19 protein-coding genes and 2 pseudogenes are annotated in these 22,003 nt (G+C 69.5%); 12 read left to right on the top strand and 9 right to left on the bottom strand.

Annotated features, from left to right (window positions below; all coding sequences use genetic code 11):
* Positions 1-80: 80 nt before the first annotated feature.
* Positions 81-482, bottom strand: a complete 402-nt coding sequence (locus ACFWP5_RS06465; RefSeq protein WP_384151137.1) for a hypothetical protein — start codon at positions 480-482, stop codon at positions 81-83.
* Positions 483-710: 228 nt separating this feature from the next.
* On the opposite strand from ACFWP5_RS06465, the gene ACFWP5_RS06460 reads away from it, so the two are divergent.
* From ACFWP5_RS06460 to ACFWP5_RS06425, 8 genes and pseudogenes are all read left to right on the top strand, one after another.
* Positions 711-1,784 carry a LacI family DNA-binding transcriptional regulator gene (locus tag ACFWP5_RS06460; RefSeq protein WP_384151134.1) on the top strand — a complete coding sequence of 358 codons (1,074 nt, stop codon included), beginning with the start codon at positions 711-713 and terminating at the stop codon, positions 1,782-1,784.
* A gap of 393 nt (positions 1,785-2,177) precedes the next feature.
* The gene (locus tag ACFWP5_RS06455) at positions 2,178-3,569 is read left to right on the top strand and encodes an ABC transporter substrate-binding protein (RefSeq protein ID WP_384151131.1); all 1,392 of its coding nucleotides are present in this window, start codon (positions 2,178-2,180) and stop codon (positions 3,567-3,569) included.
* A gap of 79 nt (positions 3,570-3,648) precedes the next feature.
* A complete protein-coding gene (locus tag ACFWP5_RS06450; protein WP_384151368.1) occupies positions 3,649-4,590 on the top strand; it encodes a carbohydrate ABC transporter permease in 942 nt (313 codons plus the stop codon).
* The gene (locus ACFWP5_RS06445; RefSeq protein ID WP_384151128.1) at positions 4,587-5,519 is read left to right on the top strand and encodes a carbohydrate ABC transporter permease; all 933 of its coding nucleotides are present in this window, start codon (positions 4,587-4,589) and stop codon (positions 5,517-5,519) included. Before ACFWP5_RS06450 ends, ACFWP5_RS06445 begins: the two co-directional genes overlap by 4 nt.
* 48 nt (positions 5,520-5,567) lie before the next feature.
* Positions 5,568-7,751, top strand: a complete 2,184-nt coding sequence (locus tag ACFWP5_RS06440; protein WP_384151125.1) for a beta-galactosidase — start codon at positions 5,568-5,570, stop codon at positions 7,749-7,751.
* A gap of 21 nt (positions 7,752-7,772) precedes the next feature.
* Positions 7,773-9,578, top strand: a complete 1,806-nt coding sequence (locus ACFWP5_RS06435; protein WP_384151122.1) for an RICIN domain-containing protein — start codon at positions 7,773-7,775, stop codon at positions 9,576-9,578.
* A gap of 139 nt (positions 9,579-9,717) precedes the next feature.
* Positions 9,718-11,400 (top strand): ribulokinase, encoded by a 1,683-nt coding sequence (araB, locus tag ACFWP5_RS06430; RefSeq protein WP_384151119.1) that lies wholly within the window; start codon positions 9,718-9,720, stop codon positions 11,398-11,400.
* A gap of 60 nt (positions 11,401-11,460) precedes the next feature.
* A pseudogene (locus ACFWP5_RS06425) lies at positions 11,461-11,688 on the top strand (Gfo/Idh/MocA family oxidoreductase); the annotation flags it as partial.
* A gap of 63 nt (positions 11,689-11,751) precedes the next feature.
* On the opposite strand, the gene ACFWP5_RS06420 reads toward ACFWP5_RS06425, so the two are convergent.
* From ACFWP5_RS06420 to ACFWP5_RS06405, 4 genes are read right to left on the bottom strand one after another with little or no spacing between them, the layout of a single operon-like run.
* Positions 11,752-12,774: a Gfo/Idh/MocA family protein gene (locus tag ACFWP5_RS06420; RefSeq protein WP_384151116.1), complete on the bottom strand. Its 1,023-nt coding sequence runs from the start codon at positions 12,772-12,774 to the stop codon at positions 11,752-11,754.
* Entirely contained in the window at positions 12,771-13,772 is a 1,002-nt protein-coding gene (locus ACFWP5_RS06415; RefSeq protein WP_384151113.1) for a Gfo/Idh/MocA family oxidoreductase, read from the bottom strand. The genes ACFWP5_RS06420 and ACFWP5_RS06415 overlap by 4 nt, the downstream gene beginning before the upstream one ends.
* A gap of 31 nt (positions 13,773-13,803) precedes the next feature.
* Positions 13,804-14,565 carry an SDR family oxidoreductase gene (locus ACFWP5_RS06410; protein ID WP_384151110.1) on the bottom strand — a complete coding sequence of 254 codons (762 nt, stop codon included), beginning with the start codon at positions 14,563-14,565 and terminating at the stop codon, positions 13,804-13,806.
* Between the two features lie 16 nt (positions 14,566-14,581).
* The gene (locus ACFWP5_RS06405; RefSeq protein ID WP_384151107.1) at positions 14,582-15,760 is read right to left on the bottom strand and encodes a phytanoyl-CoA dioxygenase family protein; all 1,179 of its coding nucleotides are present in this window, start codon (positions 15,758-15,760) and stop codon (positions 14,582-14,584) included.
* 108 nt (positions 15,761-15,868) lie between these two features.
* Here ACFWP5_RS06405 and ACFWP5_RS06400 point away from each other — a divergent pair, with 108 nt between their 5' ends.
* A complete protein-coding gene (locus ACFWP5_RS06400) occupies positions 15,869-16,915 on the top strand; it encodes a LacI family DNA-binding transcriptional regulator (protein ID WP_384151104.1) in 1,047 nt (348 codons plus the stop codon).
* A 243-nt stretch (positions 16,916-17,158) separates the two neighbouring features.
* On the opposite strand, the gene ACFWP5_RS06395 is transcribed toward ACFWP5_RS06400, so the two are convergent.
* Positions 17,159-17,857, bottom strand: coding sequence for an SDR family NAD(P)-dependent oxidoreductase (locus tag ACFWP5_RS06395; protein WP_384151101.1), 699 nt, complete (start codon positions 17,855-17,857; stop codon positions 17,159-17,161).
* A gap of 142 nt (positions 17,858-17,999) precedes the next feature.
* On the opposite strand from ACFWP5_RS06395, the gene ACFWP5_RS06390 reads away from it, so the two are divergent.
* Both ACFWP5_RS06390 and ACFWP5_RS06385 read left to right on the top strand, forming a co-directional pair.
* Complete coding sequence (locus ACFWP5_RS06390) at positions 18,000-18,446, top strand: Rrf2 family transcriptional regulator (protein WP_384151098.1); 447 nt, start codon at positions 18,000-18,002, stop codon at positions 18,444-18,446.
* A 176-nt stretch (positions 18,447-18,622) separates the two neighbouring features.
* Complete coding sequence (locus ACFWP5_RS06385; RefSeq protein WP_384151095.1) at positions 18,623-19,039, top strand: nuclear transport factor 2 family protein; 417 nt, start codon at positions 18,623-18,625, stop codon at positions 19,037-19,039.
* A 528-nt stretch (positions 19,040-19,567) separates the two neighbouring features.
* Here the strand turns inward: ACFWP5_RS06385 and ACFWP5_RS06380 are convergent.
* From ACFWP5_RS06380 to ACFWP5_RS06370, 3 genes and pseudogenes are all read right to left on the bottom strand, one after another.
* Positions 19,568-19,662: pseudogene (locus ACFWP5_RS06380) on the bottom strand (Fe-Mn family superoxide dismutase); the annotation flags it as partial.
* A gap of 9 nt (positions 19,663-19,671) precedes the next feature.
* Positions 19,672-20,034, bottom strand: coding sequence for a VOC family protein (locus ACFWP5_RS06375; RefSeq protein ID WP_384151092.1), 363 nt, complete (start codon positions 20,032-20,034; stop codon positions 19,672-19,674).
* Between the two features lie 119 nt (positions 20,035-20,153).
* A complete protein-coding gene (locus ACFWP5_RS06370) occupies positions 20,154-20,891 on the bottom strand; it encodes an SDR family NAD(P)-dependent oxidoreductase (RefSeq protein ID WP_384151089.1) in 738 nt (245 codons plus the stop codon).
* Between the two features lie 414 nt (positions 20,892-21,305).
* On the opposite strand from ACFWP5_RS06370, the gene ACFWP5_RS06365 reads away from it, so the two are divergent.
* Complete coding sequence (locus ACFWP5_RS06365) at positions 21,306-21,887, top strand: TetR/AcrR family transcriptional regulator (RefSeq protein ID WP_384151086.1); 582 nt, start codon at positions 21,306-21,308, stop codon at positions 21,885-21,887.
* Positions 21,888-22,003: the final 116 nt, after the last annotated feature.

Genomic DNA, 22,003 nt, shown 5'->3' with positions numbered 1-22,003 from the left:
CAGGGATCAGACGACGTCGGTGTGGGGGAGGAGCCGGCCGAGCAGGACGCGGCCGTAGAGCTCCCGGCTGGTCTCGGCACTCAGCGCCGCGTGGCGGGGGAGGCCGTCCCGATGTCGCGCCAGGCGAGTTGCAGCGGTGAGTCGTCGGAGTAGCTGCTCGCGCCGGCCGTGTCGAGCAGGAGGCTGACCCCGTCGCGGGCGCAGCGCATCGCGCGACTGCCGTCCATCCTCAGCCGCGCCCGGGTCTCCAGGTCGGGGCGCCGTCCCTCGCGTGCGACCTCGTCGATCTCGTCGGCCGCGCGCCGTACGTGCGGTCTGGCCGTGTCGATCAGCGTGGCGGCCTGGGCGACGTTCAGCTGGTGGGGTGCCGCTTTCGCTGTCAGGCCGATCAGCTCGCCGATGTGATGCGTGCGCGGGTCTGGAGACGAGGACGTGGCCGCCTCGACGCTGTTCGGCCCGGCCCCGGCCGAGGGGCGACGCATCCGCCGCGCCGGCGAGGACGCCCCGGTGGGCGCGTCACTGGCCCCGCTGCCCCGGACTGGCTGTACCGCATGCGGGCCGACCCGCCCCGATGACGCCCCGATGACAAGGATGTTGCGCAAACCCTTGACGCGCGGCGTTCCTCTGCGTAGATATGTCTGCGCAGTCATGGCAGCGCAGTCATACGGGAACAGGACGCGTTGTCGACTGCCGGAGATCAGGAGACACCCATGGCACAACTGGCAGGTCGCAGCACGGGAGCCGCACCGCGCAGCATCGATGTGGCGCGCCTGGCGGGCGTTTCGCAGAAGACGGTGTCCCGGGTCATGAATGGTGAGCAGTACGTCTCCGACGATGTGCGCCGACGTGTCCTGGAAGCCGCCGAAGAGCTCGGCTACCGGCTGAACCACGCCGCCCGCGCACTGGCATCCGGACGGACCCGGGCCATCGGGGTGGTGACACTCGGGACGGCCCTGTACGGCCCCGCCTCACTGCTGATGGGTGTCGAGCGCGCCGTCCGGGACACCGGTTACGCGCTCCGCGTCGTCAACACGATGGAGGGCGACGCCGGGGGTATCGCCGGTGCCATTGACTCGCTCATCGATCAGGGCGTGGACGGCATCGTCATTTCGGAGCCGATCGACGAGGAGGGCGGCGCCGACCTCTCCGTCCGTGTCGACGTGCCGGTCCTGGTCCTCGGCGCGCCGCCGCCGTTCGCCGCCCCCCGGGTGGTGACCGCGGGGATCGTCGCCCACCAGCTCGCACGCGCCGTCACCGAACACCTCCTCGAACTGGGACATGAGACCGTCCACCACCTCGCCGGTCCGCCACGCTGGTACGCCGCCAGGGACCGCCTTGAGGGATGGCGGGCGACGCTGGTCGCGCACGGCAGACGAGAACCGCCTGTCATCGCGGGGGACTGGTCGGCCGCTTCCGGCTATGCCGCCGGGCGCCGGCTGGCCGCCGACGACAGTGCGACGGCCGTCTTCGCCGCCAACGACGACATGGCCATCGGTCTCATCCGGGCCCTGCTGGAAGCCGGCCTGCGGGTGCCGGAGGACATCAGCGTCGTCGGTCTCGACGACATCCCGGTCGCCGCTTATGTGTCTCCTCCGCTGACGACGGTTCGGCAGCCGTTCGACGCGTTGGCACAGGACGGCCTCAAGCGCCTCGTGCACGCCATCGAGAACCCTGACGCCGACCCGATTCCGGCGCACGACCCGCCGGTCAACCTCGTCGTCCGCGCGTCGACCGGACCCCCGCCGAACCGGACGATCCCGGAACGCCGGAGGACCACGACCTGACTCCGCGGGAACGTCGTTCCCCGACCAACCACGATGGGGGTTTGCCCACCCGCAGTTCGTCCGACCGTGCCCCCTGTTTCGACACCCGCACCTGAGCGTGCGAAGCCGGCCCACCAGCATCTGGTCGTCGTGCCTCCCGCTCGCCACCGCCGGGGCCTGGGCGCCTCACATCGAGCCGAGCACCGCCCAGGTCTCCGCCCCGGCACACGCTGTCAACGGCGCGAGCCCCCTTTCGGTCAACGAGCGTGACGTGCTCGGCCGCCGGGATCCGCGAGGAACGCGTCCGTCCCGTCGGCCTCGCCCAGCTGCACAGCCCGACGCCAGCTCCTGGCATCCCTTCAGCGCGCCGTCGCCCGGCGCGCCGATCCCCTACGCCCTTCCGCGGAGTTCACCATGCCCAGATACCTCACAGCGCCCTCGGCCTCCCTGAGCCGCCGCGGCTTCCTCGCCGCGACCGGAGCCCTGACGCTCGCGACCACCCTGTCCGCCTGTGGCGGCAGCGGAGACGGCACGAGCGGTGCCAGCTCGGCCAAGCCGGTCAGCCAGGCCGACATCGACAAGGCCATGAAGACGCCCACCGAGCTGACGTTCTGGACGTGGGTCCCGAACATCGACAAGGAGGTCGCGCTCTTCGAGAAGAAGTACCCGGCCGTCAAGGTCAAGGTCGTCAACGCCGGTCAGGGCGTGGCCCATTACACGAAGCTGCGCACCGCGCTCAAGGCCGGCAGCGGCGCACCGGACATGGTGCAGATGGAGTACCAGGCCATCCCGACCTTCACGATCACCAGCAGCCTGCTGGACCTGCGGCCGTACGGCGCCTCCGCGCTGAAGTCCACGTTCGTGGACTGGACCTGGGGCCAGGTCAGCGGCAGCGGTGGCGAGGTCTGGGCGATCCCGCAGGACACCGGTCCGATGGGCATGCTGTACCGCAAGGACATCTTCGACAAGCACGGCATCCAAGTCCCCACCACCTGGGACGAGTTCGCCGCCGCGGCCCGCAAGCTGCACAAGGCCGCCCCGGACGTCTATCTGACCAACCTCGCGGCGAACGAGGCCGCCGCCTGGCACGGCCTGCTGTGGCAGGCGGGCGCCAAGCCGTACGCGACCTCCGGCAAGAGCGACATCACCATCAGCGTCGACGACACCGTCTCCCAGAAGCTCGGCGCGTACTGGGGCGGGCTCGCCAAGGAGGGCGTCATCGGCACCGAGCCGGACTTCGCCGACTCCTGGTACGCCGCTCTCAACAAGGGCAAGTACGCCACCTGGATCACCGCGGCCTGGGGCCCGGCGTTCCTGTCCGGCTCGGCCAAGGCCACCTCGGGCAAGTGGCGGGCGGCCCCGCTGCCGCAGTGGGACGCGTCCAAGCCCAGTTCGGGCAACTGGGGCGGCTCGACCACCGCGGTCATCCGCTCCACGAAGAACCCGATCGCGGCGGCGATGTTCGCGCAGTTCCTCAACAGTGATCCGGCCAGCGCGAAGATGTTCGCCACCGAGCAGTTCTTCTTCCCGGCGACCAAGTCCCTTCTCTCGAACGCCGAGTTCGTGGGCGACGCGCCCGCTTTCTACGGCGGCCAGAAGGTCAACCAGGTCTTCGCCGACACCAGTTCCACGGTCAACTCCTCTTTCCAGTGGCCCCCGTTCCTCGACCAGGCGGCGACCGACTGGACCGAGACCGTCGGCAAGTCCCTCGCCGACAAGACCGACACCGTCCGCGCGCTCGGCACCTGGCAGTCACGGCTGACCACGTACGCCAAGACCCAGGGCTTCACGGTCCACACGTCCTGACGGCGCACCGGGTCCCGTGCGTCGGCGTGGGACCCGGCCCGTCGCACCCCATACACCCACACCTCAGAAAGGCCCGATGATGACTGCCACAACCGCGGCCTCCGCCAAGGGCCGGCGCCGGGACGGGCCGATACGCCCGAGGCGCGGCGGCGCGCGCCGCCGTCGGTCGGCAGGGGCACTGTTCGTGGCACCGTTCATGGTGCTGTTCCTCCTGCTCTTCCTCGCCCCGCTCGGCTACGCCGCCTACCTCAGCCTCTTCCAGGAACGCCTGGTCGGCGGCACGGCGTTCGTCGGACTGGACAACTACGTCCGGGCGCTGGGCGACTCCCAACTCCTCCACGGTGTCGGACGCGTCGCGCTGTTCTTCGTGATCCAGGTCCCCTTGATGCTGCTGCTGGCGCTGGCCTTCGCCCTCGCGCTCGACAGCGGTCTGCTGTGGCTCGCGCGTTTCATCCGGCTGGGCATCTTCATCCCGTACGCCGTGCCGAGCGTGGTCGCCGCCCTCATGTGGGGCTATCTGTACGGTCCGGACTTCGGCCCGTTCGCCCAGCTGAGCCGGGATCTCCACCTGCCGGTCCCGCAGTTCCTCAACGACACCTGGATGCTGGGCAGTCTGGCGAACATCGTGACCTGGGAGTTCGTCGGCTACAACATGATCATCCTGTACGCCGCGCTGCGCACCATCCCCGAGGAACTGTACGAAGCGGCCGCCATGGACGGAGCCGGTGCCTGGCGCACCGCCTGGTCCATCAAACTGCCCGCACTGCGTCCGACGCTGATGCTCACCCTGCTGTTCTCCGTGATCGGCAGCTTCCAGCTGTTCAACGAGCCGAACCTGCTGATGAAGATCGCCCCGGAGGTGATCAGCAGCTCGTACACCGCCAACCTCTACGCCTACTCCCTCGCCTTCACCGGCCAGCAGGTCAACTACGCGGCCACGGTGTCCTTCCTCCTCGGCCTCGTCATCGTGATCGCCTCCTACGCCGTCCTGCTCACCGCGAACCGCAGGAGGACATCGTGACGACCACGACTCCCACCGCCACGATCGCAGCGTCGGCGGAACCGGCTCTCCCCGCGGCGTCGAAACGGCGTCGACGCAAGGCACGCCGTAGCGTCCCGCTGACGATCGCCATGCTGGCCGCCCTCGCCTACTTCGTCCTGCCGTTGCTGTGGCTGCTGATCGCCTCGACCAAGAGCACCCAGGACCTGATCAACACCTTCGGCCTGTGGTTCTCGCACGCCCCCCAGCTGCTGACGAACATCAAGGCCACCTTCACCCAGGACGACGGGGTCTTCGTCCACTGGCTGATCAACACGGCCGTGTACGCCGGGGTCAGTGCCTTCGGCGCCGCGCTGCTCGCCGCCGCCGGCGGGTACGGCTTCGCCAAGTTCCGCTTCCGCGGTGACCGGGTCGCCTTCAACCTCGTCGTGGGCGCCGTCATGGTCCCGACCACCGCCCTGGCGATCCCGACCTACCTGCTCTTCGCCAAGGCGGGCCTGGTCAACACGCCTTGGGCTGTCATCCTGCCCTCCCTCGTCAATCCGTTCGGCCTCTATCTGATGCGCGTCTACGCCGAGGACGCCGTCCCCGACAGCCTCCTGGAGGCCGCCCGCCTCGACGGCGCCGGCGAGACGCGGATCTTCTTCCGGATCGTGCTCAGACTGCTGGGCCCCGGCCTGGTGACGGTCCTGTTGTTCACGCTGGTGGCGACCTGGAACAACTACTTCCTGCCGCTGATCATGCTCAACGACCCGAACCTGTACCCCATCACGGTCGGGCTCTCCTCCTGGGCCGCCCAGGCGCAGAACGGCGGGGCGGGCGCCAGCAGCGACATGCTCGCGCTGGTCACGACCGGTTCCCTGATCTCGATCATCCCGCTCGTCGTGGCCTTCCTGATGCTCCAGCGGTACTGGCAGAGCGGCCTGGCTTCCGGCGGCGTCAAGCAGTGACGCACGTGTTCCTCATATCACTCCCCGTTTCCCCGGAGGTTTCCCCTCATGGCGGCTCTGCCTGCCCGTGTCCTGTTCGGTGCCGCGTACTACTACGAGTACACGCCCGCCTACGGCTCCTCCACGCAGCCCGATGAACGCCTCAAGACCGACCTGGACCTGATGGCCGAGGCGAACTTCACCGTGATCCGGGTCGGCGAGTCGGTCTGGTCGACCTGGGAACCTTCGAGCGGCCGCTTCGACCTCGACTGGCTCCAGCCCGTGCTCGACGGCGCCCACGAACGCGGCATCTCCGTCATCATCGGCACCCCGACCTACGCCGCACCGCAGTGGCTGGTCCGCCTCTATCCGGAGATCACCGCCGAGCACGCCACCGGGCAGCGCCTCGGCTGGGGCGCCCGCCAGGAGATCGACTTCACCCACCCCGCGTTCCGTTTCCACGCGGAGCGGGTCATCCGCAAGATGGTGGCCCGGTACGCCGACCATCCGGCGGTCATCGGCTGGCAGGTGGACAACGAGCCGGGCCTGCACCTCCTCCACAACAACGGTGTCTTCCAGCGCTTCGTGGACCACCTGCGGGAGAAGTACGGCGACGTCGAGACCCTGAACCGGGAGTGGGGGCTCGTCTACTGGTCGCACCGCCTGTCCACGTGGGCCGACCTGTGGACGCCGGACGGCAACGAACAGCCCCAGTACGACGTCGCCTGGCGGGAGTTCCAGGCCCGACAGGTCACCGAGTTCATCGGCTGGCAGGCCGACATCGTCCGCGAGTACGCCGGCCCCGAACACTTCGTCACCACCTGCATCTCCTACACCCGCCAGGGCGTGGAGGACGACGAGCTGTCGGACCGTCTCGACATCGCCTCCGGCAACCCGTACTACGACATGCAGGACGGCCTGCTGCTGCCCGACCCCACCCCCGACACCCACGAACAGAAGTGGAAGACCACCGGGGTGTGGTCGATGTACCAGACCGCGGACTGGATGTTCTCCTCGCGTCAGGAGCCGTTCCTGGTCACCGAGACCAACGCCCAGAGCATCGGCTTCGCGTGGGACAACAAGCCGGGCTACGACGGCCAGTGGCGCCAGACCGCCTGGGCGCACGTCGCGCGCGGGGCGCGGATGATCGAGTACTGGCAGTGGCAGACCCTGCGCTTCGGCGCGGAGACCTACTGGGGCGGAGTCCTTCCGCACAGCGGCCTGCCCGGCCGTACCTATGCCGAAATCGCCCGGCTCGGGGCCGAGTTCGAGACGGCGGGCGAACTCGTCGCCGGGCTCGAACCGGACGCCGACATCACGATCGTCTACTCGACGCCGAGCAAGTGGCTGATGCAGAAGTACCCGCCGCTCGCGACCGCCGACGGCGAACCGGACCCGGCCGCCTACCACCGCATCCTCGATCCCTTCTACCGCGGTGCTTTCGACGCGGGCCGCCAGGTGCGCATCGTCCACGCCCGCCAACTGCACGACCCGCGCGGCGAGCGGGACGGGATGACGCCCGAGGAAGCCGTACAGCGCCATCCCGTCCTCGTCGCCCCGGCCCTGTACGTCGTAGACGACTCGACGCTCGACTGGCTGGAGGCCTACGCCCACGCGGGCGGACACCTGGTGCTCGGCCCGCGCACCGCGTACGCCGACCACGAGGCACGGGCCCGCCACGAGCCGGCACCCGGACGACTCGTCCCCGCGGCGGGCGTCCAGTACGACGAGTTCGGCAACCTCACGCGCGACGTCCCGGTCCGCGCCGTACCCGGCAGCTCCCTCCAGGTGCCCGCGGACGCCACGGCCACGCAGTGGATCGAGGGCCTCGCGGCCGTCGACGCCGAGGTTCTCGCCGCCTACGAGCACCCGCACTACGGCCGCTGGCCCGCGGTCACCACCCGCCGCCACGGCGCGGGCCGGGTCACCTGCGTCGGCACGGTGCCGGGCCGCACCCTCGCCAGGTCGTTGGCCGAGTGGCTGGCTCCGGCCGCGAGCAGCGGCTGGCGCGACCTCCCCGCGTCGGTCACCGCGACCACCGGCACCTCACCCGAGGGACGCCGGGTCCACATCGTCCACAACTGGAGCTGGGAGCCCACCGGCGTCCCCACTCCGGCGGACCTCTCCGACGCGCTGACGGGCACCCCCGTCAGCGCGGGCTCGGCGTTGCACCTCGACGCCTGGGACGTACGCGTTCTCGTCTCCACCGACGCCGACAGCGCTCCGGTCCCCACGGCAACCAATCCAACCTGATCCATCCCCTGAGGAGGGGCCATGCAGAGAAGAAGGCTTGGACGAGCCCTCGGCACCTTCGCGGCGACATCCGCGATCCTCGCGATACCCATGGTCAGTGCACACGCGTACGACCCGACCGGCGGAATCCTGTACCAGCTCGGCAGCGACCCGTGCCTCAAGGGGCGGGGCAACTGCGCGGTCTACCCGAAGTCGGCCGAGCTGCCGAGCGGACGTCTGGTCGCGTCGTTCGAGAAGTCCACGGTCGTGACGGCCACGGGAAGCGCCGACCAGCAGACCCTCCCGGTCTACAAGAGCGACGACCACGGAACGACATGGCAGTCCCTGTCCTCGGTCAAGGCTCCGGCGTATCTCTCCAGCGACCCCCAGTACGCGAAGTACACGAGCAACTGGACCAACCCCTACCTCTACACGCTTCCCCAGGACGTCGGGAACCTGAAGCAGGGCACGCTCCTCCTCGCCAGTGTCGTGTCGGGCGACGACCAGTACTACAAGGAGCACAAGGCGGCCGACTCCAGCTGGACGCCGACCAACGACGGTGACCGCAAGGACCTGGCCATCGCCTTGTACTCCAGCACCGACGAGGGCACGTCGTGGAAGGTCGTCAACGTCGTCACGTCGGCCGGCTGGCAGGGCGGCAGCGCGGGCGCGGTCGGCCAGAACATCTCGGCCGCGAACACGCACCAGCAGGTGGACCCCGTCTGGGAGCCCTACCTGATGGTCTACAAGGGGCAACTCGTCTGCTACTACTCCGACGAGAACGACTACACCGGCTTCAACGCGACCACCGGCATCCCGACGCTCGACCCCGCGAACGACACGGCCACGGACTCGCACGGCCAGATCCTCGCCCACAAGACCTGGGACGGCACCAGCGCCGCGTGGAGCTCCCCGGTCGTTGACATCGCCGGGCTGACCCAGGACATGGGCAGCGGCAAGACGGAGATCGGCGGCGGCCGGCCGGGCATGGCGAACGTCGTCCGTACGACGGACGGCAAGTGGCTCCTGACCTTCGAGTACTGGGGCGGTGGCGCCAACACCAGGTACGTGCTCGCTGACAACCCGTTGAAGTTCTACCTCGGCTCCGCCACGGGCACGGGCGTCAACTCCCTGCCGTTCGACACCGGCTCCCACGCTCTCGCGACCGGGGGCAGCCCGGTCCTCATCAGGGAGCCCGGCGGACGACTGGTCTACAACGCGGCCGGCAGCGGCAACGTCTGGGTCAACGACAGCGGACGCAGCGACGGCACCTGGAAGGAGTACCAGACGACCTCGCCGGCCGGCTACAGCCGCGACCTCCAGTACGTCGCCGCCACCGGACGTATCGCGATCCTCAACAACCAGGGCACCTCCACGATCGCCTACGCCGAAACCGACCTCGGCCACTCCGACGGCGCCTACTACCAATTGGTGAACCGCAAGACCGACCAGGTGATCGGCACCGGGAACAAGACCAACGACGCGAACCTCGGCAACGCGAACGTGCCCGACGTGAAGCTTGAGGCTCCGGGCTCGGCCGCGAACGCGGACACCCAGTACTGGCACGTGACGACCGAGCCGAGCGGCGGCGTGAGCCTGCTCAACAAGTCGGGCGGTCGCGCGGCGGCCATCTGGACGGGCAGCGCCACCGCCGGCCAGAAGATCGGCCAGTGGGTCGACAACAGCGACACCGGCAGCTGGAACCTCGTCAAGACCAACGACGGATTCTACAAACTGCAGTCCGTCAAGAACACGAGCCTGTACTTGACCGGCGCCTCCGCCGAGGCACAGCTGACCCTGCAGACCGCGCTCACGGACGGCTCGCAGGACTGGGAGCTCGTCCAGTAGGCATCGCACGAAACCGGGGGCCTGGCACCCGATGCCAGGCCCCGCCCCCACATTCGCAAGATCGAACACTGGGCGACATCCCGATCGACAGGTCAGGATGGCCGCCAGCACGATCTCCTCACCAGAAGGACGGCCGGTTGTGAACACGGACCACGAGGACCGTAAGCACCTCGAACCCTGCGTCGTCGGAGTCGACTTCGGCACGCTGTCCGGGCGGGCCGTGGTGGTCCGTGTCCGCGACGGAGCGGAGCTGGGTATCGCGGAACATCCCTACGCCCACGCGGTCCTGGACCGGGAGCTGCCCGACGGTACGAGGCTGCCGCCCGACTGGGCGCTCCAGGTGCCCTCCGACTACATCGATGTCCTGCGCATCGCCGTACCCGAGGCGCTGGCCCGCTCCGGAGTGCGGGCGGATCAAGTCGTGGGTATCGGCACGGACTTCACCGCGTGCACGGTCCTGCCGGTCCTCGCCGACGGTACCCCGCTGTGCGAACTGCCCGGGCTCGCCGGCCGTCCGCACGCCTACGTCAAGCTGTGGCGCCATCACGCCGCGCAGGCTCAGGCCGATCGCATCACCGCTCTGGCCGACGCGCGCAAGGAGCCCTGGCTGCGGCGGTACGGCGGGAAGATCTCCTCGGAGTGGGAGTTCGCCAAGGCCCTCCAACTGCTCGAAGAGGACCCCGAGCTCTACGAGTTGACCGAGCGCTGGATCGAGGCCGCCGACTGGGTCGTCTGGCGCCTGTCCGGCACGTACGTCCGCAACGCGTGCACCGCCGGGTACAAGGGGCAGCTCCAGGACGGCAGTTACCCCTCCTCCGACTATCTGGCCGCGCTCAACCCCGCCTTCGCCGGCTTCGTGGCCGACAAGCTGGAGCAGCCGGTCGGCCAACTCGGCGACCGGGCCGGTGGGGTGACGGCGGAAGCGGCGGCGTGGACGGGCCTGCCCGAGGGCATCGCCGTGTGCGTGGGGAACGTGGACGCCCATGTGACAGCCCCTGCGGCCACCGCCGTCGAACCCGGCCGGATGGTCGCCATCATGGGCACCTCCACCTGCCATGTGATGAGCAGCGACCAGTGGGCCGAAGTGCCGGGTATGTGCGGGGTGGTCGAGGGCGGCATCCTGCCGGGGCTGTGGGGATACGAGGCCGGACAGAGCGGCGTCGGCGACATCTTCGGCTGGTTCGTGCGCACCGGGTTCCCCGTCGAGTACGCGGAGGAGGCCGCCGCGCTCGGCCGTGACCCGCACGAACACCTCACCGCGCTGGCGGCCGAACAGCGGGTGGGCGAGCACGGGTTGATCGCCCTGGACTGGCACAGCGGCAACCGCAGCGTGCTCGTCGACCACGACCTGAGCGGTGTCCTGGTCGGGCTGACCCTCTCCACCCGTCCCGAGGACATCTACCGCGCCCTGTTGGAGGCGACCGCCTTCGGTACCCGCACCATCATCGAGGCGTTCGAGACGTCCGGCGTCCCGGTCCGCGAACTGATCATCGCGGGCGGCCTGACGAAGAACCCGCTGCTGATGCAGATCTACGCCGACGTCACCCGCCGTCCCCTCGGTGTCATCGACTCCGAGCAGGGCCCGGCGCTCGGTGCGGCGATGCACGCGGCGGTCGCGGCCGACGTGTACCCCGACATCCGGGCCGCCGCCCACGCCATGGCCAAGGCCCGCCCCGCCGTCTACCAGCCGGATCCCGGGCGGGCCGCCGCCTACGACCGGCTGTACGCCGAATACCGGCTGCTGCACGACTACTTCGGCCGCGGCGCCAACGAGGTCATGCACCGGCTGCGTCACCTCCGCACCCAGGCATCCTCCGCCTGAGCGGCACCCCACTGCCCGGTGGTCAACTCCCTTTGAAAGGAACCCTCATGGACACAGCCCCGCGCCTTACCCGGACGTATTACACCGGACTACGTCGAGCGGTTCGAGGACGCCTACGACCGCGAGGTCCAGGGCTGGGTGGACGCCACCCGACGCGGCGAGGTCACCGGCCCCAGTGTCTGGGACGGTTACGCGGCGGCGGCCGTGTGCGAGGCGGGCGTGCTGTCCCAGCGGGAGGGGCGGCGCGTCGAGGTCGAGTTGACCGAGCGGCCCGCCTTCTATCGGTAGGCCGTACACAGAACGGGAGAGGGCGGTACCGGACCGGTACCGCCCTCTCCCGTTCGCTCTTCGCTATGCCGTGGCCGGCAGCACCGTACGCGGCCGGACGGGGAAGCCGGCCGCCCGGTAGCAGTCGTCGATGAGCCGCATCGTGGTCAGCGCGTCATCGGCGTCGAGCGGCAGGGGCTCACCGCGCCTCAAGTGGCCGGCGAAGGCGTCCAGTTGGTAGGTGTACGACGACCGGCGGCCGAGTTCCTCGGTGCGCTCACCGGCGGCCGTACGCACGACGACCCGGTCGTCCAGGTGAGGCTGCACGAAGTTCACCACCGTGGCCTCGCCCCGCGAGCCGACGACGCGGCAGCTCATCTGCCAGGTGTCGTGGGCCATGTGGCAGCGGGCGCTGCCCGTGGCGCCGACCGGGAACTCCAGGTCCGCGTCCAGCCATTCGTCGATCCCCGTGGCGTCGGCCTTCTCGCCGCCGCGTGCGGCGACCAGCCGGGGTGCCCCGCCCGCCCAGGGTGCGAGCATGCGCTGGGCGTGCAGGCTGTAGCAGCCGAGGTCCATCAGGGCGCCGCCCGCCAACGGGAGCGACCACCGAACGTCGCTGTCCGGTGGCGCGGGCATGGCGACCATGGTGTCGACGTGCCGGAGATCGCCCAACTCCCCGCTGTCCAGCAGCTCGTGGAGACGCACGACGACTGGGTGGAACAGGTAGTGGAAGCCCTCCATGAACACCGTGCCCGCCTTGGCGACGGCCTCGTGGACCTCGGCCGCCTCCGTCGCGTTGCTCGCGGACGGCTTCTCGGTGAGGACGTGCTTGCCGGCCCGGAGAGCGGCCAGGTTCCACGGCGCGTGCAGGCTGTTGGCCAGCGGGTTGTAGACGACCTCGATCTCCGGGTCGGCGATCAACTCGGCGTAGGAGTCCGCCACCCGCTCCACGCCGTGCGTGGTGGCGAAGGCCTCGGCACGGTCGCGGTCGCGGGCGGCCACCGCGACGAGGCGGTGGCCGCCGGCCCGGGCCGGGCCGACGATCGCCAACTCGGCGATCCGGGCCGCGCCCAGAACGCCGATCCGCAGGGGTTCGTCCGTTGTCACTTGCGCACCTCGTCGAGTCGTACGGGACGGTGTTCACGCAGCGAAATGGTGCACGCGTCGGCGATCCGGCTCGCCTCGATGGCGTCGGCGACCGTGCAGGGGGAGGTGCGGGCGCCGGCCACGACCTCGGTGAACGCGGTGAGTTCGGCGCGGTAGGCGTCGGCGAACCGGTCCATGAAGAAGGTGTGCGGCACTCCCGCCGGGAAGGTGGCGCCCGGTTCGACGGAGCGCAGCGGGAGCTTGTCCTCCAGGCCGACGGCGATGCTGTCCCTCATGCCGTGCAGTTCCAGGCGGACGTCGTGACCGCGGGCGTTGTGGCGGGAGTTGGAGACGACGGCGATGGTGCCGTCGTCGAGGGTGAGCAGGGCGGACGCCGTGTCGGCGTCACCCGCCTCACGGATGTACTGAGCGCCCCGGTTGCCGCCGGTCGCGTAGACCTCGACCACCTCGCGGCCGGTCACCCAGCGCACGATGTCGAAGTCGTGCACGCCGCAGTCGCGGAAGATGCCGCCGGAGGCGGCCACGTAGGCGGGCGGCGGCGGGGCGGGGTCGAGGGTGGTGGACCGTACGGTGTGCAGGTCGCCGAGTTCACCGCTCACCACGGCCCGCCGCGCGGCGACGCAGCCCGCGTCGAAGCGCCGGTTGTAGCCGATCTGTACCTCGACGCCGCTGCCCTCCACCGCGCGCAGCACCTCCAGGCTCTCCTCGACTCCGCGGGCGACGGGCTTCTCGCAGAACACGGGGATGCCCGCCTTCACGGCGGCGAGGACGAGCTGGGGGTGTGCGTCGGTCGCGGCGGCGATCACGACACCGTCGACTCCGGCGGCGAGCAGGGCCTCGGGGGAGTCGGCGGGGGTGGCCCCGAAGCGTTCGGTGGCCGTGGCGACGGTCGCGGCCACCGGGTCGGTGACCACCAGGGAGTCCACCGCGTCGAGCCCGGCGAGGGTCTCCGCGTGGAAGGCGCCGATGCGGCCCAGTCCCATGATGCCTATGCGCATGAGAATCGTGCTCTTTCTGCTGAGGTGCGACTCAGTCCTGGCCGCCGAAGACGTTCTGGTCCCAGTCGACGACCGAGCCGGTCACCACCCCGCTGCGGCCGGAGAGCAGGAAGACGACGAAGTCGGCGATCTCGTCGACCTGCCCGAGCTTGCCCATCGGCTGCGACCGCGCGGCCTGCTCCCGCCAGTCGTCGCCCGCGCCGTGGAAGGCACGCTGCGTGGCGTCCTCGCCCTCGGTGTCCGTCCATCCGATGTTGACGGTGTTGATCCGGATCCGGTCGAAGCGGTGCGCGTGCGCGGCGTTGCGGGTCAGGCCCGCGAGGCCGGCCTTGGCCGCGGAGTACGGGGCCAGGTAGGGCGGCCCGCCGTGGGCGCAGTTGGAGCCGATGTTGACGATGGTCCCGGGCGCTTTGCGGGCGGTCATGTCGGCCACCGCCGCCTGCATCGCGAAGAACGGCGCCTTCAGATTGATCGCCATGTGCTGGTCGAACAGTTCCGGTGTGGTGTCCAGCAGCGAGCCACGCGATGTCAGCCCCGCCGCATTGACGAGGCAGTCGACGCGCCCGTGGGTTTCGACGGCCTGTACGACGCTGTCCCGTGCCTGCGCCGGATCGGAGAGGTCCGCGCGCACGAAGCGCGCGCCCGTGTCCGCGGCGAGTTTCTCGCCGACCTCGGCCCGCCGGCCGGTGAAGACGACGGTCGCGCCTTCTCCCACGGCGGCCCGCACGATGCCCGCGCCGACGCCCTGGCTGCCGCCGTTGACGAGGACGACTCTGTCCTCAAGTAGTCCCATGAATGCTGTGTCCTTTTCAGCTCTGGCGGCGCTTGGCGGCCGCCTGCAGTTCCTGGCGCAGTCGTTCGGGGTCCCAGCCCTCGGCGACGGCCTGCCGGAGGGTGTCCGCCTGGGAGGGCGGGGCGAGACCCTTCACCGGCGGGTCGAGGTCGAGGTTGGTGGGGAAGGGGTAGCCCTCGGCGGTGGCCGCGATCACGCGGCGCAGCCAGTCCTCCGAGACGCCTTCGGCCTTGCGGCTCAGCAGCACCGGGAACAGCGCGTTCGCCATCGCCTCGCGGTCCACCGTCTCCATGGCGCGGCCGAAGGCGGAGGAGATCTGCAGCAGGTTCGCCATGCGCCTGATGTCGGCCGAACGGTTGTGCCCGGCGGCGTGGAAGAGCGCCGGGTTGAAGAAGACCGCGTCGCCCTTCTCCAGGGGGAGTTGGACGTGGTGGGCGTCGAAGTACTCGACGAACCGCGGGAGCCGCCAGGCGAGATAGCCGGGCTCGAACTTCTGCGAGTGCGGCAGATAGAGGGTCGGCCCTGACTCGACGGGCATGTCGCAGTGGGCGACCGCGCCCTGAAGGGTCAGCACCGGCGAGAGCCGGTGGACGTGCGCCGGATAGGCCGCCGCCTGCTCCTGGGAGAGGAATCCGAGGTGGTAGTCGCGGTGCACGTTCTGCGCCGCGCCGCCCGGGTTGACCACGTTGACCTGCGAGGTGACCTGGTAGGCGGGGCCGAGCCAGGCCTCCGAGATCAGCTCCAGGATGTCGTTGGCGTAGTAGTCGGCGAACATCTCCGGCGCCCGTACGGCCACCTTGTCCAGGGCGTTCCAGACCCGGTCGTTCGCGCCGGGCTTGGCGAAGTGGTCGCCCCGGGCCGCGCCGCTCGCGCGCTCCTCCTCGATCAGCGCGCGGAAGGCCTCGGACGCCCGGTCCACGACGGCCTCGTCCGGGAATGCGCCCTTGAGGACCACGATGCCGGGCCCGTCCAGCAGAGCCCGGACCAACTCGTCCTGCACGCTCCGACGGCCCTCCGGGGACGTGGCCAGGGAGCGCAGCCGATCGCTGTCGTAGAGCGGGACGTTCTGTTCGATCCGCTCGGCCGAGGGGTGGTCGGCAAGGTCGGTGTGCTGCTCCACGAGTGAGCGGAACACGTCGAGATCACAGTCCGCCTCGGTCAACCAAGTCCGCGATCCTGCGGCTACGGGAGACATCCGGGTCCTTTCGCAGTTCGTGCATTTCTGCCAGTCTTGAGAACGCGAACCCATCATTCAATGCTTATCAGTGCATCAAAAGTCCATCATCAGCTCTTGGGATCAGTCATGCGACACCGCTATCCGATCAGGGAAATCGCCCGTCAGGCCGGGCTGAGTACGGCCACGGTCGACCGTGTCCTCAATCAGCGGGGCAACGTGACGGAGGGCACCATCAGGGAGGTGCAGGAAGCCATCAAGGACCTGGACCGCCAGCAGAGCCAGGTCCGGCTCGGCGGCCGTACCTTCATGATCGACATCGTGATGCAGACCCCGGAGCGGTTCTCCACCGCGGTACGGGACGCACTCGAAGCCGAACTGCCGTCCCTGCACCCCGCTCACGTGCGCTCGCGCTTCCACTTCCGGGAGGCCTGCCCGCCCGAGGAGCTGATCGGAACCCTGGACGGGATCGCGAAGCGCGGCACGCAGGGCGTGATCCTCAAGGCCCCCGACGAGCCGGAGATCGCGGCCGCGGTCGGCCGGCTGGTCGCGGCCGGCATCCCCGTCGTCACGCTGGTGACCGACCTGCCCCACAGCGCCCGCCTGGCCTACGTCGGCATCGACAACCGCGCGGCCGGCGCCACCGCCGCCTACCTCCTCGGACAGTGGCTGGGCAAGCGGCCCGGCAACGTGCTCACCACCATCAGCCGGGGCTCCTTCCGGGGCGAGGAGGAACGCGAGATGGGCTTCCGCAGCGCGATGCGCCTCGCCGACCCCAGGCGATCCCTGGTGGAGGTCACCGACAGCGACGGCCTGGACGCCACCCAGCACGATCTCGTCCTGGGAGCGCTCAAACGGGACGAGGACATCATCGCCGTCTACTCCGCGGGCGGCGGCAACCTCGCGACCCTCGACGCCTTCGACGCGCTCGGCCGCGAGTGCGCGGTGTTCATCGCCCACGACCTCGACCACGACAACACCCGACTGCTGCGCGAGCGCCGCCTGTCCGCGGTCCTCCACCACGACCTGCGCCAGGACCTGCGCCGCGCCTGCCAGATCATCATGCGCGCCCACAAGGCCCTCCCCGACGACGGCCCGTCACTGCCCTCGGCGATCCAGGTGGTCACACCGTTCAACATGCCACCGGATGCGCCGACGGTGCCGGTCGTCGACTGAAGCCCGCCGTGAGCCCTCGCTCGGGTGTGCACTCCGCAGCAGTCCGCGGTGCTGATCAGAGGCCGGGTTGGGCGGGCTGTTCACGGACGAGGAGTTCGCCCACCTCGACACCGCCGCCGGGTAGGACATCTTCGATCCGCCGTACGGGGTTCAGGCCCGTACTCACGAACAGGCGTGCGTGTACGACAAGGCCTCGGCAACCTGTTCTACCGGCTGCGGAGGCCTTCGGCGTGGCTGGTGGGCTCACCGCAGCAGGCTGCCGCCGTCCACCGTCAGCACCTGGCCGGTCAGCGCCTCCGCGGCCTCGCCGGCCAGAAAGCCCACGGTCGCCGCGACGTCCTCAGGGACGAGGGCGCGGGGGAGTGCCTGCGTGGCCAGGGCCGCGGTGAACGCCTCGTCGGGCTGGTACGCGGTCGACGGGGTGCGGGTGAGCCCCGGGGCCACGGACATCACGGCGATGCCGTCCTTGCCCAGCGCGGCGGCCAGGGCGCGCCCGAACGCGGTGAGCGCCCCCTTGCTGGTGATGTAACCGAGCAGGTCGGGGCTCGGCGGCTTCCAGACGGTGTCGGAGGTGATGAGCACGATCCGGCCGAACCCGCGCCCCCGCATCCCGGGCGTGAAGGCCTGGGCCAGCAGCAGGACCGACTCGACGTTGACGGCCTGGATCCGCCGCCAGGTGGAGAGGTCGGCGGTCTCCAGCTCCAGCAGGTCGGCCGCGGCGGCCGAGTGGACGAGCACGTCGACCCGGCCGTACCTCTCCAGGACTTCGGCGGCTGCCCGCCGTACGTCCTCCTCCGAGGCGAGGTCGCATACGACGTCACCGACCCGGTCCAGAACGACGACCTGGTGGCCGAGACGGGCGAGTTCACGAGCGATCGCACCGCCGATCGCCCCGGCTCCGCCGGTCACCACCGCTACCCGTGACGTCGGGCCATCAGTCATGGTTCTCATCTCCTCATCGCAACACTGAAGCTGTCTATTGCTCAAGCAAGCAAATTGTGCGCCCGTCGCCGACCGCACGGCAAGGTGTCGCTGCGGCATAGTGGGATGTGTAACCGTCACTCTTACGCGCTCCGGGACCGCAATGCCTACCAGTAGTCGCTTCGTCGTCGCCGTCCATGCCCTGGTCGCCCTCGCGGTCAGTGGCGACAAACCCCTGCGCTCCGAGGACCTCGCCCACTCGGCCAACACGAGCCCCGTCGTGATTCGCGGCCTGCTGTCCCGGCTGAGCGGTGCGGGGCTCACCAAGTCCCAGCTCGGGGCGGGCGGTGGTGCGTTGTTGGCCAGGCCGGCCGAGGAGGTGCGGCTGTTGGAGGTGTACCGGGCGGTGGAGGACACCCGGTTGTTCACCCTGCACCGCACCCCGCCGCCGCCCGACTGTGCGGTCGGCAGCAATATCGTGGGCGCCCTCCAGCCCGCGCTGACCCGTGCGCGCGAGGCGTTCGAAGCGGAGCTGGACCACACCACGATCGCGGAACTCGCCGACGAGGTGGCCCGCCTCGGGAACTTCACGATGCCGCTCGAATGGTGACTGCCCGCCGGAGTGATCTGCGGCACCGTTCAAGAGAAGTGTCGCTGTGTCGCTTACACAGTGATAATCTCGGCGCGTCCGCTGGGCGAAGAGATGACGCATCTCCGTGCCTGACCCGCGGTCAGTCCCCGGCGGCCGTCCCCTCGGGCAGACGCCACCAATGACGGGAGCGCAAGATGAGCAACACCCCCTCGGCCGTCGACCTGCTGCAGCGCAGCCTCGACGCCTTTCTCGCCAAGGACATGAAGGCGTGGACGGACCTGTGCGCCGACGACGTCGTCGCCGAATTCCCGTTCGCCCCGGAGGGGTCGCCGGCCCGGATCGAGGGGCGCGAGGCGCTCTACGACTATCTGCGCGGCTACCCCGACGTCATCGACGTCCGTGAGATCCCCTCGGTGCGCGTCTACTCGACCGCCGACGAGAACGTAGCGATCGCGGAGTGGAGTGTGGTCGGCAGCGTGGTGTCCAACGGCAACCCGTACAACATGAGTTACGCGACCTTCGTGACCTTCCGCGACGGACTCGTCGTCAACTACCGGGAGTACTGGAACCCGAAGGTCTTCCTGGACGCGCTCAGCGGCGTCCGCTTCTGAGTCCTCGTCCGCTGACGCCGTACTGCTTGCCGGAGCAAGTTAAGGGGCATATGTTTGCTCCGGCAAGCAAGTATGAGAACTTGCGCAGGGAAAGAGGCCCAGAGCATGGCCGCCGACACCGCCCGCCGGTCCCTCCTGGCCCGCACCGCCGCCCTGGCCGCGGTGCCCGCGATCGGACCCGTTGTCGCAGACACCGCGCTCGGCACCCCGGCCCTCGTCGCCGACTCCACCCACTGCCCGGCACCGCCAGCTTCCTCAGCGCCCTGCGTGGGCCGAGAGGCTGTGGAAGGAGGTGCGGATCGGAGCCAGGCGATCGCGGCAGTTGGCGGCTCGCGCGCGGGGGGACCGCAAATTAGGGGACGAGTGCCGAGACGCCCGAGCGTGATCGGACGCAGGGAGCCCACCAGGAGGTTCTTGGCCTACGGGCGGTACAGAGCTCGGATATCCGTGACCTGTATAGATGGCAGAAACGGTGACAGCTGCCCTCCGCCGCCTCCTGGGGGAGCCGGTGCCTCGTGGCCGGGGGACGTTCTTGTGCTGAAGGTAGTAGGCGTGCTCCCAGGCGTCGAAGACCAGGAGCGGGTGATGCCGTGGCTGACGTTGCCGTGATGGCCGTAGATCTGCCGGTCAGATCACTGGGTGTTGACGAGGTCGAACTCATTGCCTTCCGGGTCGGCGAAGGTGATCCAGCGGATGCGGCCTTCTTCGGTGTTGTCGTTGAGCCGTGTCGCTCCGAGGGCGAGCAGCCGCTGGGTTTCGGCGTCCAGTTCAGCGGTGCTCAGGTCGAGGTGGAGCCGGTTCTTGACGGTCTTGCCCTCGGGGACCCTGTGGAACATCAGGAACGGGCCGGAGGCGGCGGGGTCGGTGGCGGCGATGGCCGCGAAGTCGGCCGAGGCCCCGTCACTGACCTGGCGTCCCAGAGCCTGGGCCCAGAACTCGGCGATGGTGGCGGGCTGCGCGGCGTCGTAGCTGACACCGATGACGGAGATGCTCATGTCTGACTTCCTCGGGTGGATACAGGTGTACACAGGTTGATACGGGCGGAACTGCGAATACTGCGAGGGTCTCGCGGTCAGGCCCTGGCGCGGACGCCAGGACCTGACCCGGGCGGGCGTCACACTGCGGTTCGGCCGCCGTCGACGGCGAGGACCGTTCCGGTGACGTAGGCGGACTTCGGCGAGGCCAGGAACGCGATGGCGTCGCCGATCTCCTCGGCCTTCGCACCGCGGTTCATCAGGGTGGTGGTGGCGAGCTGCTCGATGAGGCCCGAGTCGGCGCCATCGCTGAACGTCGGCCCGGGGGCGATCGCGTTGACCCGGACGCCGGCGGGGCTGAACTCCGCCGCCCACGCCCGCGTCATCGCCTCCAGGGCGACCTTGGAGGCGCTGTAGGCCGCGCCTCCGCCCAGGCCGACCTTGCCGGCCATGCTGCTCAGGCTGATGATGCTGCCGCCGCCCCGCTTGGCCATGGCCGGGGCGAGCGCGGCGACCAGGTAGTAGGCGGCGCGGACGTTCGTGGCGAACATCGCGTCGAACGTCGCGGGATCCAGGTCGGGTGTCGCGCCGAACCACGAGATCCCGCCGTTGTTCACCAGTACGTCCACCTCGCCGACCTCCGCCGCGAGTTGCCGTACGCCCTGCACGTCCGTCAGGTCCGCGGCGACGAACCGACCGTGGCCGCCGGTGAGCTCGATCGCCTCGATGGTCGCCGCGCCCCGTCCCGCGTCCCGGCCGTGCACGAACACGTAGAAACCGTCCGCGGCCAGGGCCAGCGCCGCCGCCCGTCCGATGCCCGACGTGGCGCCCGTCACGAGAGCGGTCTGCCGCGTGTCCACGTTGACTGCCTCAACCATGATCCGTCTCCCTGGCCTTGTGGATGGACCTGATGTCCATCCGGCGGCATCAAACTAGACAGGTTAGTCTGATTGTGTCAACTCGTCTTGAGGTCAAATCTCCCATCCGGGATGCCGACCGCCGAAGCGTCTCGCTCCAGCGGTGGCCAGGGTTCAGGCAAGGGGATCGCGCATTGCTCTGCGAGATGCGAGTCGTGGGGAATTCTACATATGTGCAGCTCAGTGCCGCTATTAGGTCCGGAGATGCGAGCCGCTACGCGTCGAGCTCTTTGACGTGCGGGGGGGCTGGCTGGGGGCTGCGGGGAAGCGTCGCGGCCTTGGGGGAAAGAGTTCTAGGATGATCAGACTGCACTGATCGGTCTAGTAATTTGAGCCACCGTACTCATAGACTGATCAGTCTGGTATGGTGCGGTCATGGCAGAGGAGAAGAAGAGCAGGGGGTCGGCTCGGGAGCGGTTGCTGGCCGCGGCCAACGAGTTGTTCTACGCCGAGGGCGTGAACTCGGTCGGCATCGACCGGGTGATCGAGCATGCGGGCGTGGCCAAGGCCTCCCTCTACAACACCTTCGGCAGCAAGGAAGAGCTGGTGCGCGCCTATCTCAAGGACCGCCATGCCCGCACCCGCGAACGCATGGCCCGTGAACTCCAGGCCCGCTACAACACGCCCCGTGAACGGCTGGTCGGGGTCTTCGAGGTCCAAGGTCTGGCCTTCACCGAACCGGACTTCCGTGGTTGCGCGTTCGTGACCGCCAGCGCGGAGTCCGAGGCGGGCAAAGCCGTGCAGCAGGCCACCGAGGAGTACCGGATGTGGGTGCGCTCATTGTTCCTCGACCTCGCCTATGCCGCCGAGGCGCCGCAGCCCGAAGCGCTGGCCAAACGGCTCGTCCTGCTCTACGACGGGGCCGGCATCTCCTCCTGGATGGACCACGACCCCAGCGTCGCCGAGGCCTCCCGTGACGTGGCCCAGGGGCTCGTCGACGCGGCCTTCGCCCGATGAACACCTACCGTTCCACGCCCTGAAAGGACGCACTCGAAACCGCATCGTCCGCGCACCTGCCGACAGAGCGAAAAGACCGCCGCGGGGTGCGGTCGGTCGATGAGTGCGCTGACGGC

Source organism: Streptomyces sp. NPDC058469, assembly GCF_042721125.1.
Classification (GTDB): domain Bacteria; phylum Actinomycetota; class Actinomycetes; order Streptomycetales; family Streptomycetaceae; genus Streptomyces.
This window is presented reverse-complemented; position numbering and strand designations above follow the sequence as displayed.